The 12380-nt window shown below is 61.1% G+C and carries 14 protein-coding genes; 6 read left to right on the top strand and 8 right to left on the bottom strand.

All coding sequences use genetic code 11. The annotated features are described in order from the left end of the window. Positions 1-155 precede the first annotated feature (155 nt). Together DGA31_RS06665 and DGA31_RS06670 are read left to right on the top strand one after the other, a co-directional pair. Entirely contained in the window at positions 156-1550 is a 1395-nt protein-coding gene (locus DGA31_RS06665) for a class II fumarate hydratase (protein WP_109512005.1), read from the top strand. After that, a complete protein-coding gene (locus DGA31_RS06670; RefSeq protein WP_056838241.1) occupies positions 1543-2157 on the top strand; it encodes an NAD(P)H-dependent oxidoreductase in 615 nt (204 codons plus the stop codon). Before DGA31_RS06665 ends, DGA31_RS06670 begins: the two co-directional genes overlap by 8 nt. 16 nt (positions 2158-2173) lie before the next feature. Here DGA31_RS06670 and DGA31_RS06675 read toward each other — a convergent pair whose 3' ends face one another. Further along, the gene (locus DGA31_RS06675; RefSeq protein WP_056839056.1) at positions 2174-3124 is read right to left on the bottom strand and encodes a DMT family transporter; all 951 of its coding nucleotides are present in this window, start codon (positions 3122-3124) and stop codon (positions 2174-2176) included. Between the two features lie 125 nt (positions 3125-3249). Next, positions 3250-3840: a tRNA-uridine aminocarboxypropyltransferase gene (locus DGA31_RS06680; RefSeq protein WP_109512006.1), complete on the bottom strand. Its 591-nt coding sequence runs from the start codon at positions 3838-3840 to the stop codon at positions 3250-3252. A 187-nt stretch (positions 3841-4027) separates the two neighbouring features. Between DGA31_RS06680 and DGA31_RS06685 the strand changes: the two genes are divergently transcribed. Beyond that, positions 4028-4342, top strand: a complete 315-nt coding sequence (locus DGA31_RS06685; protein WP_109512007.1) for a hypothetical protein — start codon at positions 4028-4030, stop codon at positions 4340-4342. 47 nt (positions 4343-4389) lie between these two features. On the opposite strand, the gene DGA31_RS30545 is transcribed toward DGA31_RS06685, so the two are convergent. Next, the gene (locus DGA31_RS30545) at positions 4390-4512 is read right to left on the bottom strand and encodes a PA1414 family protein (protein ID WP_109512008.1); all 123 of its coding nucleotides are present in this window, start codon (positions 4510-4512) and stop codon (positions 4390-4392) included. A 174-nt stretch (positions 4513-4686) separates the two neighbouring features. Then, positions 4687-6066, bottom strand: a complete 1380-nt coding sequence (locus tag DGA31_RS06695; RefSeq protein ID WP_161959165.1) for a DNA recombination protein RmuC — start codon at positions 6064-6066, stop codon at positions 4687-4689. Positions 6067-7123: 1057 nt separating this feature from the next. Between DGA31_RS06695 and DGA31_RS06705 the strand changes: the two genes are divergently transcribed. The 3 genes from DGA31_RS06705 to DGA31_RS06715 all read left to right on the top strand — a co-directional run bounded on the left by DGA31_RS06705 (position 7124) and on the right by DGA31_RS06715 (position 9461). Then, on the top strand, positions 7124-7351 hold the full coding sequence (locus tag DGA31_RS06705) for a hypothetical protein (protein ID WP_056838230.1): 228 nt from the start codon (positions 7124-7126) through the stop codon (positions 7349-7351). A 215-nt stretch (positions 7352-7566) separates the two neighbouring features. Beyond that, positions 7567-8046, top strand: a complete 480-nt coding sequence (locus tag DGA31_RS06710; protein ID WP_056838228.1) for a hypothetical protein — start codon at positions 7567-7569, stop codon at positions 8044-8046. Between the two features lie 152 nt (positions 8047-8198). After that, entirely contained in the window at positions 8199-9461 is a 1263-nt protein-coding gene (locus tag DGA31_RS06715) for an OmpP1/FadL family transporter (RefSeq protein WP_056838226.1), read from the top strand. 81 nt (positions 9462-9542) lie between these two features. Here the strand turns inward: DGA31_RS06715 and DGA31_RS06720 are convergent, their stop codons facing one another. The 4 genes from DGA31_RS06720 to DGA31_RS06730 form a co-directional block, all read right to left on the bottom strand. Further along, positions 9543-10094 carry a glutathione peroxidase gene (locus DGA31_RS06720; RefSeq protein ID WP_056839053.1) on the bottom strand — a complete coding sequence of 184 codons (552 nt, stop codon included), beginning with the start codon at positions 10092-10094 and terminating at the stop codon, positions 9543-9545. A 98-nt stretch (positions 10095-10192) separates the two neighbouring features. Beyond that, a complete protein-coding gene (locus DGA31_RS30465) occupies positions 10193-10315 on the bottom strand; it encodes a hypothetical protein (RefSeq protein WP_269084915.1) in 123 nt (40 codons plus the stop codon). Continuing rightward, positions 10312-11520: an MFS transporter gene (locus DGA31_RS06725; RefSeq protein WP_056838198.1), complete on the bottom strand. Its 1209-nt coding sequence runs from the start codon at positions 11518-11520 to the stop codon at positions 10312-10314. Before DGA31_RS06725 ends, DGA31_RS30465 begins: the two co-directional genes overlap by 4 nt. Before the next feature lie 130 nt (positions 11521-11650). Then, complete coding sequence (locus DGA31_RS06730; protein WP_109512010.1) at positions 11651-12379, bottom strand: adenosylcobinamide-GDP ribazoletransferase; 729 nt, start codon at positions 12377-12379, stop codon at positions 11651-11653. Between the last annotated feature and the right edge of the window lies 1 nt (position 12380).

The raw sequence follows: 12380 nt of genomic DNA on the forward strand, positions 1-12380 counted from the left end.
GCGCCCATGTCTGCACGCGGCTCAAGCCCTGTGCTTTTGCGCAAAAGTTCAATCACCGGGAACTGAAAGCCGTCAATAGCGCCTAAACTGGTGGCTCTCCTGGCACCCGGCCAAGAGAGGAAGATGGCCGTAATGCACATTGAAGGAGCCGCCCTGTGAGCCGTACTGAAACCGACAGCCTTGGTCCGATCGAAGTCCCTGAAGACGCCTATTGGGGTGCGCAGACCCAGCGCTCGCTGATCAACTTTGCCATTGGTCGCCAGCGCATGCCGCTGCAGGTCGTGCATGCCCTGACCCTGATCAAGAAGGCCGCCGCCCGGGTCAACGACCGCAACGGCGACCTGCCGGCCGACATAGCCCGTCTGATCGAGCAGGCGGCTGACGAGATCCTGGCCGGCGAACATGACGAGCAGTTCCCGCTGGTGGTGTGGCAGACCGGCAGCGGCACCCAGAGCAACATGAACGTCAACGAAGTCATCGCCGGGCGCGCCAACGAACTGGCCGGCAACGGCCGCGGCGGCAAGACACCGGTGCACCCCAACGATCACGTCAACCGCTCGCAAAGCTCCAATGACTGCTTCCCCACCGCCATGCACATCGCGGCGGCCCAAGCCGTCAAAGAACAGCTGCTGCCCGCCATCGCCGAACTCTCCAACGGCTTGGCCGAACAGGCCACGCGGCACAGCCACCTGGTCAAGACCGGCCGCACCCACATGATGGACGCCACGCCGATCACCTTTGGCCAGGAATTGTCCGGTTTTGTCGCCCAGCTCGATTATTCGCAAAAAGCCATCCGCGCCACCTTGCCGGCGGTCTTCGAACTGGCACAGGGCGGCACCGCCGTGGGCACCGGACTCAATGCACCCAAGGGCTTTGCCGAGGCCGTGGCTGCAGAACTGGCGGCCTTGTCAGGCCTGCCATTCGTCACCGCGCCCAACAAGTTTGCCGCCCTGGCAGGTCACGAGCCGCTGGCCGCCCTGTCGGGTGCGCTCAAGACCCTGGCCACCAGCCTGATGAAAATCGCCAACGACCTGCGCCTGCTGGGCTCCGGGCCACGCGGCGGGCTGGCCGAGGTGCGCCTGCCGGCCAACGAGCCAGGCAGCTCGATCATGCCCGGCAAGGTCAACCCGACCCAGTGCGAAGCCTTGTCGATGCTCGCCTGCCAGGTCATGGGCAACGATGTCACCATTGGCTTTGCCGCCAGCCAGGGGCATCTGCAGCTCAATGTCTACAAGCCGGTGATCATCCATAACCTGCTGGAGTCCATCGAGTTGCTGGCCGACGGCTGCCGCAACTTCAACGAACACTGCATTGTCGGCCTTGAGCCTGATGCGCAGAAGATGGCCGAGCACCTGGAGCGCGGCCTGATGCTGGTCACCGCCCTCAACCCGCACATCGGTTATGACAAATCGGCGCAGATTGCCAAGAAGGCTTATACCGAAGGCCTGACCTTGCGCCAGGCAGCGCTGGACCTGGGTTATCTGACCGAAGAGGAGTTCGACGCCTGGGTACGCCCGGAAAAGATGCTTGAGGCTGGCAGTCATGGCTGATGCACGCAGTGGCGCTACGCCACTGGAAGGTAATGGCAAACGCATCCTGGTGATTCATGGCACGCCAAAGGCCAGCAGCCTCTGTCATGCCCTGGGTGATGCCTATGCCCAGGGCGCACGCAGCCAGGGGCATGTGGTGCGTGCCATCAGGCTCGGCTCCCTGGCGTTCGATCCGGTACTGCATAACGGCTATGAGCAAAGCCAGATACTGGAAGCCGACCTGCTGGATGCCCAGCGCCAGATTCATTGGGCCGAGCACATCGTGTTTGTCTATCCCGTCTGGTGGGGCGGCATCCCGACGCTGCTCAGCGGCTTCTTCGACCGGGCCTTCACGCCCGGTTTCGCGTTCAAGACGCATGGTCGCAAGGATCCATCCAACGAACTGCTACGCGGTCGCAGTGCCGAACTGCTGGTGACGCTGGACACCCCGCCGCGCTATTTCCGCTGGGTCTACGGGGCGCCGGCACATCGGCAGATGGTGCGTACGATCCTGGGTTTCTGCGGGATCAAGACCACCCGACTGACCGAGTTCGCGCCCATTCATACAGCCAATGAAGCCCAGCGGCAGGCATGGGTTCGTCAGGCTGAGCAATTGGGACGCCGCTAGGGCCGCCAGCCCTCCTCTAGACCCTCACCTGCCGGGCTTTCCAGACGGCCACCAGCGACGGCCCCAGGGCCGTCAATGCCGAACCTGCCACCACCAGCACCGCCCCGCCATATCCCAACAGGTTGAGCTGCTCGGCCTGGACGTCGGCGGGCCACAGCCAGGCGGCGACCGCGACGGTAACCAGCGTCACCAGTGGCGTCAGGGCCAGGGTGGCGCTGACCTTCGAGGCCTCCCAATGCGCCAGGGCCTCGGCAAAGGCACCGTAGGCCACCAGCGTATTGAGGCAGCAAGCCAGCAGCAAAAAGCCCTGCACCGGACTCAATTGCAGAGCCTCCAGCGGGTGCGCCCACGGGGTGATCAGCAGCGCACAGAACAGGTAGATCACCATCATGACCTGGCGCGAATCCCACACCGTCAGCAACTGCTTCTGGCTCAGGCCGTAGAAGGTCCAGACCAGCGAGGCCAGCAGCACGATCAGCACGCCTGCGGTGTATTCGCCAAACGAGGTGAACAGCTCTACCAACCGCTCATTGAAAAACAGCACGAAGCCTACGACCATCACGGTCAGACCAATGCCCTGCCCCAGCGTGAAGCGCTCCTTGAAGACCAGAATGCTGCCGAGCAGAAACATGATCGGCCCGGTCTGGATCAACAGTTGCGTGGTTCCCGGGCTCAGCACCCGCAGGCCGATCAGGTACAGCACATAGTTGCCGACCAGTCCCAGCACCGCCATGACCACCAGGCCCTTGCCCTTGCGCCCCAAGGGCTTGAAACTGGGCAATCGCTTGACGGCCTTGAGCCAGATGAACAGCAGCGCGCCGGACACCAGCAGCCGATACCAGGTCACCGTCACCGGGTCCATGACCAGCAGCACCTGCTTGAGCTTGACCGGCAGAATGCCCCATAACAGCGCAGTCAACAGTGCCAGGCTCAAGCCAAACAGCCAGCGGCCGGAAGAAATATGCATCGGGGCACCCAGAACAATGAACAGGCTGGTCATTTTAGGTGCACGCGGTGCAATGGCACAGTTACAGCTGTGCACAGATACGACGACCAAGTGTTTTTTCCGCACCAGATGACGGCGGGCAGGCTTCAGGTGTGATTACGACGAAAGGTTTCTTCGCCCATGGCCGCAATCTGCCCCTCGATCAACGCTTCGAAAGGCCGCAGCAGGGGATTGAAATCACACGGGGCGTCCAGCACGTTCAGCGCCTGTACGATCGACTCCAGCGTCGACAACGCCTCAGGCCCCGGGGCCTTGCGCAGTCGGTAGCGTGACGCCGCACCCTGTCCCAGCGTGATCCTGGGCAAGGCGGCCAGCATCGGGTTGAGATGCAGCAGCTTGCGCGCCTTGCGCCAGGTGCCGTCGGGCACCACCAGCAAGGTAGGCAGTGCCGTCCCGGTGCCGAGGGTTACCACTTCGGCCTCCTCGCCCGGAAACAACAAGCGCGCCTGATAACCGGGCTGATTGAGCAGGCCCGGCAGGTTGTCGAAGACCTCGCCCACCTCCAGCTGAGCGTTGCGCAAGCCCAGAGCAGCCAGGCGCGCCGTATTCAGGGCATGGTCGACCTCGCTGGGGTGTTGTAGCACCAGCACTCGGGTGCGACTGTCCAGTTGCGGAATCAAGGGGCACAAACAATGACTGGCCGGACGCCGGCAGCGCTCGCAACACACGCGGGACATCGATGGACCTCCAGGACAGATGCACAGACAAGGCCGCGCAGTCTATCGCAAGGGATGACAGCGCCGAATACCGATGCGCCAGCGCGCCCGTCGGCGTACGATTCAAGCACAGCCCGGCTGGGCTAACCTGCAAGCATGGAAGCCAACGTCAAAAGCTTCGACAAGGCACACCACACCTGGGGGTCCAATGGATCGCGAGGGGATCAAGCAGCGGGTACTCGATGCGCTGGGCATCATTCTCGTGGACAAGTCGCCTATCCACGAGGAGGCGACATTCGCAGAACTGGTTCTGGACAAAGAGGATGTCGACGATCTGTTCGGCAGGCTCGAAAGCCTGTTCGACTGTCGATTTCCGGGTTTTATCAGAGAAAGGGCAAGCCTGCGTCCAGAGCATGTATCACTGCCCATGCTGGTGGACCTGATCCTGTTGATGCAACAGGAAACAGGCACGCCTTCGCGGTCAGACGAGAAAGGTTCGCCAACCGCAAAGCGCAGGTCGTGACAGGCATTAGCCTTCGCGACCTGCACAGGCGACCGACCCACCGGTGATCATCGACGTGGGCGGCGACGCTCGTCGTTGTTACGCACCGGTATGGGTTGCAATTTCGGCCTTTCGATCAGACCAAGGGCAACACCCAGATCATGAAGCCATTCCTGCACTTTACTGTTCATACATGCCCCCTTCAGGGAAAAACCGGCCACCTGTGACTGATTAGACTATCGGCTGCCTGAAATGATTCTAGAGCCATTTTGGTATTTAGCCGAATACAAACCGGAAACATCATATTTCATAGGGGCAATGTGACACTAAACCGGCCCGACTTCATCACCGGGCGATGAACGGACTCATGGCGCTTGCTGAGCGTCGGGCAAATGCCTCAACCCGTCCTCATCGGTCATGGCCCGCTCCAGCAGGTCCGCCGGCAGGCTCTTGCTGGCCCGTGCACCCAGCAAGCGCAATTGCTCGCTGCGACTGACCAGATTGCCACGTCCCTCGATCAGCTTGTTGCGCGCCGCACCGTAAGCCTTGTCCAGTTGCTGCAGCCTGTTGCCGACCTCGTCCAGGTCCTGGATAAACAGCACGAACTTGTCATACAGCCAACCGGCACGCTCGGCAATTTCCCGGGCATTCTGGCTCTGGCGCTCCTGCTTCCACAGGCTGTCGATCACGCGCAGGGTCGCCAGCAGGGTGGTGGGACTGACAATCACGATATGCCGGTCGAACGCTTCCTGAAACAGATTCGGCTCCACCTGCAATGCGGCGGCAAAGGCTGCCTCGATCGGCACGAACAGCAAGACAAAGTCCAGGCTGTGCAACCCCTCAAGACGCTTGTAGTCCTTGCCGGACAAGCCCTTGACATGATTGCGCAACGACAGCACATGCTGCTTGAGGGCCGCCTGGCCGATTACCTCGTCGGCAGCACTGACATATTGCTGCCAGGCGGTCAGGCTGACCTTGGCATCGACCACCACTTGCTTGTCGCCCGGCAGCATGATCAGCACATCGGGCTGAAAACGCTCGCCATCGGCGCTCTTGAGGCTGACCTGGGTCTGATATTCACGCCCCTTTTCCAGTCCGGCGTGCTCCAGCACCCGCTCCAGAATCAGCTCGCCCCAATTACCCTGGGTTTTCTGCCCCTTGAGGGCCTGGGTCAGGTTGGTGGCCTCATTGCTCAGGCGCAGGTTCAACTGCTGCAGGCGCTCGAGCTCCTTGCCCAGCGAAAAACGCTCGCGCGCCTCGCTCTGGTAGCTTTCTTCAACGCGTTTTTCGAACGACTGGATACGTTCCTTGAGCGGATTGAGCAACTGCCCGAGCTGCTGCTGGCTGGTTTCGGCAAAGCGTTGCTCACGCTCATCGAAAATCTTGCCGGCCAGTTCGGCGAACTGTGCCCGAAGCTCATCGCGCGAGCCTTGCAAGTCGTTGAGGCGCTGTTGATGGCTGTCCTGCTGCTCGCGCAACTCGGCCTGCAACGCAGAACGACTGGCATCCAGTTGCCGCAGCTCGGCTTCCTTGATCGCCCGCTCCTGATTCCAGGCCTGGACCGCATCGCGGCGCTCATCACACTCTTCACGCAACAGTTCGACTTCGCGTCGTACCGCTGCAAGGTCAGCCTTGCGCGCCGCATTGGCTTCGCTCAGGTCGCTGATTTCGTCACGACTGGCATCCAGTTGGGCGTTCAGCCCGTCCTGCGCCAGCTGCGCCATGCTCAGGCGCTCGTCAAGCAACGCACTGGCCGCCTCGCGTGCAGCCAGCCGTCGTTGCAACTGCCAGGCCAGTGCCAGCAGAGGCAACCCGGCAAGGCCAAGCCCCAGCAACAGACTGGTAAGGTCAAACGCCATATCGACTCCATCAATGGTAGGCAGGCAGCATTATGCGCACAACGGCTGGCAAAGGAAGAAACAGCGCCGCCAGGGTCGAAAGACCAAGGGGAAATTCAGAAGGGCCGAACACTTTACGCGCTTTTTGTGTCGCGTAAACCCCCTGATACACCCGGACATGCCTTGGGACAATCCACAGAAGCTGTGGATAACTCAGTGGACAACCCCGCCTCGCCCCCCGCAAAGGCGCGCAGCATGGGGCTTTGGCTCAAACTGTCGATTTTTTCACCAGTTTAAAAAAGCGATGTTTTTCATTGACTTATTAATTCAACGCAATAAATCAAGCGCTTAGGCGATCCTGTGACAGTGATGTGGCAGCTTGCGTTGCCAATGTGTACAACCCACCTTTAACGTCACTCTGCTTGTCAAGAAATGCTTACACGACCCGTTCGCTATCCTGACGTGCGCTAGGGTCTCGGAAAATAAATACAGACAGGGGCTTTTATTCGCCTTTGGAATGCGCTAGGCTGCTCGCCGTTAGTACCAAGCTGAATATCAATTCTCCCAGGTCGATCACGTACGCTCTCCTCAATGACCTCATGCAGGCATTATGGATAAACAGAGCGACTTCATCGCCGGTTCCCCGGACATGCCCCTTGCTGCAGCAGCCGAAGATGCGCTGTACGATCAAGGCCCATGTCTCACAAACCCGCCTGCAATTGATCAGGATCTGCACCCGGAGCACGGAACCTTAGCTCCTGTCGTGTTGCCTGTCCTCTCAAGTACCTACCAGTCAGCCCAAGCGCACCTCTCATAATATGACGCGCTTCAACCGACTGCTTTTATTCCAGTCAGGTTCTGCGCCCGGCCACAGCCCACACATCATCTGTAGGCCCGCGTTTTACTGGAATCCTTATGGATATGCGGCATCCAAGGATGCCGTTCAGGAAACATTTTTCAACTCATGACTATTCAAAACATCCACACCCAGAAAGCCATCAGCGCCCTGACTCACGCCTTTGCTCCGATGAACTGCCTGATCCTTGCCTCACGCAAGGGCAGCTTCAGCTTCACGCTGGTCAACGAACACGGCATCGCCCGCCACAGCGAGCGCCTGTATCCAGAGCAATACGCCAGCGCCGCACCGTTGCAAGCCATCATCGACCGCACCCGCCAGGCCCTCGCAGCCTGAGTCGAATACAATGCCCTGGATCGGCAGGCTAATCGCCAACCGATCTAGGCATGCGATTGAATAACGGCAAATGATTTATAAACAGGCCTTTACCTCGCAAATTTGACACTAGACTTGAACTTGAGCGGCCTGCCGCTCCTGACGGGTCTGCCTTGATCAATCGCTGCCACGCGCCCAGACCCGTCGGCCACTTCCCAAAGTGAGCGGACTGTCTTATGGGTATTGCAGCCGTACATTTGCACCGTCACGTCATTCGTCCAACCCTGGCCTACCTGGGCCACCACTCCTGCAGTGCCGAAGCACTGCTGCTGGGCATTGCCGCCAGCCAGTCATCCCTGGGCGCCGCCCTGGACAGCCGCCGCGGACATGGTCTTTACCATATCCGCGAACAACGCCATCAGCAGTTGTGGGACACCTACCTGGCGCGGGACCCCGATCTCGCCAGCCGCGTACGTGGCCTGGCCAGCCAGCATGCCTTTCTCACCGGCCCTCATCTGGAACTGACCGTCAATCTGCGTTACGCCACGGCCATCGCCTGGCTGATGATCCAGGCCAAGGCTATTGTCGTGCCAGCAGAAGACGACCCTTTGGCCATGGCCCGAATATGGCGCCAGATATTTCAGCCCCAAGGCTGCCTGAGAGATTTCGTAACAGCATGGCAAATCAGTGTTGCACCTCTCTTTGCCACAGCGTGAAGTTTCTTCCCGTTTGACACGTTCGCAGACGTTCGCGACACAAATGTCGGATTGTCCTACAAGAAAAGGCTCTATTTCGCACTCTTCAGCCTATGGCGCACTGTAAAAAATGTTGATACTTTCGACGCCGTGATTCTCATGGAGTACTAATAATGAAAAAACCAATGCTCAAGACCACACTTGGATTTGCGGCCTGTCTCGCTTCTTCCCATCTACTCGCTTCCGGCTTCGCCCTCAACGAACAAAGCATCAGCGGCATGGGCACCAGCTTCGCCGGGCGCTCCTCGGCCGGCGAAGACGCCAGCACCGTATACGGCAACCCGGCCGGCATGTCGCGCATCAAGCGCGAGCAGGTCAGCTTCGGCGCGGCGGCCATCTTCGCCAAGACCGACATCAACGATGGGCGGGGCACCTTCGGTGGCAGCAACGACGGCGACATGGTGCCGGTGGTTGCAGTACCCATGGGTTACTACATCAAACCGCTCAATGAGCAATGGACCTTCGGCCTGGGCGTCTACGCCCCCTACGGCCTGCTGACCGACTATGAAAGCGGCTTTGCCGGCCGCTACTGGTCGGACAAGAGCGAAGTCAAGGTCGTGACCATCCAGCCGACCATCAGCTACGCCTTCAACGACAAGGTCTCGATCGGCTTCGGCCCGACCATCAACCGCATCGAAGGTGAGCTGAGCTCCAGGACCCTGACCGCCGCCACCCCAGGCCGCAACGACGGCAAGGTCACCATCACCGGCGACGACACCGCCGTAGGCTTCAACGTCGGCCTGATGGTCCAGGCCACCGACGCCACGCGTCTGGGCCTGACCTATCACTCCAAGGTCGACTACACCCTCAAGGGCAAGACCAAGGTCGAAGGCCCTGGATTCGGGCCTTTCAGTGGCCAGAAGTACGACGCCTCGCTCGACCTGAACACGCCGGAGTCGGTCGACTTCTCGGTCACCCATCAACTGGACGACCAGTGGACGATCTACGCCGGCAGCACCTGGACACGCTGGAGCCGCCTGGAGACCATCGACGTGGTCAACAAGACCCCGGCGCCGCTGACCCCGACCATCGGCCTGATTTCCGAGCCGCAGGAATGGCGTGACACCTGGTACCACGCCATCGGCGCCGCCTACAAGGTCAACCGCGAGTGGACCCTGCGCGCCGGCCTGGCCATGGACCAGTCGCCGGTCAGCAACTCGCACCGTTCGCCACGCATCCCGACCGGCGATCGCAAGATTGTCAGCTTCGGTGCCGGCTGGAGCCCGACCGACGACATCACCATCGATGTCGCCTACCTGTACCTGCGTGAAGACGAGGCCAAGCTGCGTGACAGCAGCGCCACCAAGGGCACCTACAATGCCGACTTCCGCAACAGCGCCCATACGGTGGGTACGTCGCTGACCTACAAGTTCTAAGCGTACGGCAAGCCATGAAAAAGCCCGCGATTCTGACCAGGGATCGCGGGCTTTTTCATGGCGGCCTTCAACGTTGTCTGCTCAAGGCTTCGAGGCAATGGCCTTTTCCACGGCGGCCAGCAGCTCCGGATCATCCGGCTTGGTCGTGCTGGCAAAATAGGCAATCACCTTGCCCTGGCGGTCGATTACATACTTGTAGAAGTTCCAGCGCGGCGCCCCGCCCTGTTCGGCCAACCCCTTGAACAAGGGTATGGCATCGCTGCCACGCACAGGCTGCGGCTCGGTCATCGTGAAGGTCACGCCGTAATTGACGTAGCAGACCTTGGCCGTTTCTTCGCCATCGCCGGACTCCTGCTTGAAGTCATTGGACGGCACGCCCAGCACTTCCAGGCCTTGGGCCTTGTACTGCTGGTTCAGGGCCTCAAGCCCCTTGAACTGCGAGGTAAAGCCACAAAAGCTGGCGGTATTGACCACCACCAGCGGTTTGCCCGCATAACGCTCGCACAGGTTGATCGTCTCCTTGGCTCGCAGCATGGGCAACTCACCCCGCAATAGAGCCGGGCAATCGGCGGCCTGAGCCGTACTGCTCAATGCCAGCAGCAGGGCCGGCAGCGAAATCCAGCGAATGGTCATGCGGGCATCCCTGTTCATCGATGTGATGCCTGACACAGTACTCTTTTCGGCAACTGACGACACTCACTGGCAAACCTGCATAGTCGCTTGTACAACCCTCAGCAATTACCCATGCCCAACTGCAAACCGGCCAACCCCACCTGTTGCCAGCCCCACCACGCCAGGGCCAGCACCGCAGCCCCCGCAGCGAGTGCCGGCAGCCAGAGCCAGATGTGCTTCACGCCACCGCCTGGGCTTGCAGCCGCGTCACAGGACGCTCACGCACCGGCCAGTTCAAGGCAGCGGCCAGCACACTGAGCAACACCGAGATCTGCCAGACCAGGTCGTAGCTGCCGGTGCGGTCGTACACCACCCCGCCCAGCCAGCCGCCCATGAACGAGCCCAGTTGATGGAACAGGAAGACAATTCCGGCCAGCATCGACAGGTTGCGCACACCGAAGATGCTCGCCACGGTGCCATTGGTCAACGGCACCGTGGACAACCACAGCAAGCCCATGGCGATGCCGAACAGGTAAGCGGTGGTCTGGCTCAGGGGCACCCAGAGAAACAGCACGATCACCACCGCACGCAACAGGTAGATGGCGCTGAGCAGGCGCGGCTTGGACATCTTGCCGCCCAGCCAGCCGGCGGTGTAGGTGCCGAAGATATTGAACAGCCCGACCAGCGCCAGCACGGTGGTGCCGACCTGCGCAGGCAGGTGCTGGTCCACCAGGTAGGCCGGCAGATGCAGGCCGATGAATACGACCTGGAAGCCGCAGACGAAAAAGCCCAGAGCCAGCAGCCAGAAGCCCGAATGCGAACAGGCTTCACGCAGGGCTTCACCCAGGCTTTGCTGGGGCCCGGTGACCACCACCGGCTGGCTTTGCCTGAGCATTGCCGCCAAGGGCACGATCAGCGCCACCAGCACCGACAGCACCAGCAAGGCGCCGGACCAGCCCAGCCCGCCAATCAGGCCCAGCGTACCCGGCAACATGGCGAACTGGCCGAACGAGCCGGCGGCACTGGCGATGCCCATGCCCATGCTGCGTTTCTCGGGCGGCAGCGAGCGGCCGACCAGGCTCAGAAGAATCGAAAACGAGGTGCCGGACAAGCCGATCCCGATCAGGATGCCGGCGCTCAGCGACAGGCTCAACGGCGAATCGGCCAGGCTCATCGTGGCCAGACCCGCCGCGTACAACACCCCGCCGATCACCACGATGCGGGCCGAGCCGTAGCGGTCGGCCAGGGCGCCGGCAACCGGTTGCGCCAGCCCCCACAGCAGGTTCTGCAAGGCAATGGCGAAGGCAAACACCTCGCGGCCCCAGCCGAAATCATTGCTCATCGGCGACAGAAACAGGCCAAAGCCATGCCGCGTGCCCAGCGACAGCGCCAGGATCAACGCACTGCCCACCATGATCCAGCCACTGGTTCGCCAGGCTGATGTCATTGCTACCCCTCCGGTCCTTCGCAGGTGATGCGGTCGATGACCTGCTGTTATTGTCAGAAATCATTGCAGCAAGGCGTATATAACGGCCCTGCCGATGTTGCAAGATATTTCCCGACCAAGGCAGGCAGACTCAGATCACGATCGCCACCAGCACCATGACTTCAAGCAGTTCGAGCATTGCACCGGCCGTATCACCGGTAGTACCGCCCAGACGGCGCAGCATGACCCGGCGCAGGGCATAAAACCCCAGTACAGCCACCAGCACTGCCCACAGCCCGTTAAACCCGGCCATAAACAGACAAAAGAGCGAAACCAGCCCCAGCACTCGCCAGCCGGCACGACGCGGCAAATGATCGGCCAGCGCCTGGCCAAGCCCGCCGGCACGTACGTAAGGCGTGGTCAGAAACAATCCCAGCAAGGCACTGCGGCCGATCAACGGCGCCAGCAGCAGGCCAATCGGTTGCTGTTGATCAAGCAAGGCCAGAATCGCGGTGAACTTGAGCAACAGCACCAGCACCAGCGTGACCACGGCGATCGGCCCGCTGCGCGGGTCCTTCATGATGGTCAGGGTGCGCTCACGATCACCAAAACCACCCAACCAGGCATCGGCGCTGTCGGCCAGGCCGTCCAGGTGCAAGCCACCGCTGAGCAACACCCAGGCACTGAGCAGCAAGGCGGCGTGCAGCATCGGCGGCGCACCACTCAATAGCAGGCTCAAGCCGATCAGCATCAGGCCGAACAACGCGCCCACCAGCGGATAGCACAACAGCGAGCGGCCCATCTGCCTCGGCTCAGGCATGCCCGGCAGGCGCACCGGCAAGCTGCCGAGAAATTGCAGGGCGATCCAGAACGGCAACATG

The organism is Pseudomonas ovata, from assembly GCF_003131185.1.
Lineage (GTDB): Bacteria > Pseudomonadota > Gammaproteobacteria > Pseudomonadales > Pseudomonadaceae > Aquipseudomonas > Aquipseudomonas ovata.

Excerpts from the sequence above, each read along its gene's own strand:
- DGA31_RS06670 (WP_056838241.1), top strand. The coding sequence starts at position 1,543 with ATGGCTGATGCACGCAGTGGCGCTACGCCACTGGAAGGTAATGGCAAA.
- DGA31_RS06675 (WP_056839056.1), bottom strand. The coding sequence starts at position 3,124 with ATGCATATTTCTTCCGGCCGCTGGCTGTTTGGCTTGAGCCTGGCACTG.
- DGA31_RS06680 (WP_109512006.1), bottom strand. The coding sequence starts at position 3,840 with ATGTCCCGCGTGTGTTGCGAGCGCTGCCGGCGTCCGGCCAGTCATTGT.
- DGA31_RS06685 (WP_109512007.1), top strand. The coding sequence starts at position 4,028 with ATGGATCGCGAGGGGATCAAGCAGCGGGTACTCGATGCGCTGGGCATC.
- DGA31_RS30545 (WP_109512008.1), bottom strand. The coding sequence starts at position 4,512 with ATGAACAGTAAAGTGCAGGAATGGCTTCATGATCTGGGTGTTGCCCTT.
- DGA31_RS06705 (WP_056838230.1), top strand. The coding sequence starts at position 7,124 with ATGACTATTCAAAACATCCACACCCAGAAAGCCATCAGCGCCCTGACT.
- DGA31_RS06710 (WP_056838228.1), top strand. The coding sequence starts at position 7,567 with ATGGGTATTGCAGCCGTACATTTGCACCGTCACGTCATTCGTCCAACC.
- DGA31_RS06715 (WP_056838226.1), top strand. The coding sequence starts at position 8,199 with ATGAAAAAACCAATGCTCAAGACCACACTTGGATTTGCGGCCTGTCTC.
- DGA31_RS06720 (WP_056839053.1), bottom strand. The coding sequence starts at position 10,094 with ATGACCATTCGCTGGATTTCGCTGCCGGCCCTGCTGCTGGCATTGAGC.
- DGA31_RS06725 (WP_056838198.1), bottom strand. The coding sequence starts at position 11,520 with ATGACATCAGCCTGGCGAACCAGTGGCTGGATCATGGTGGGCAGTGCG.
- DGA31_RS06730 (WP_109512010.1), bottom strand. The coding sequence starts at position 12,379 with ATGTTGCCGTTCTGGATCGCCCTGCAATTTCTCGGCAGCTTGCCGGTG.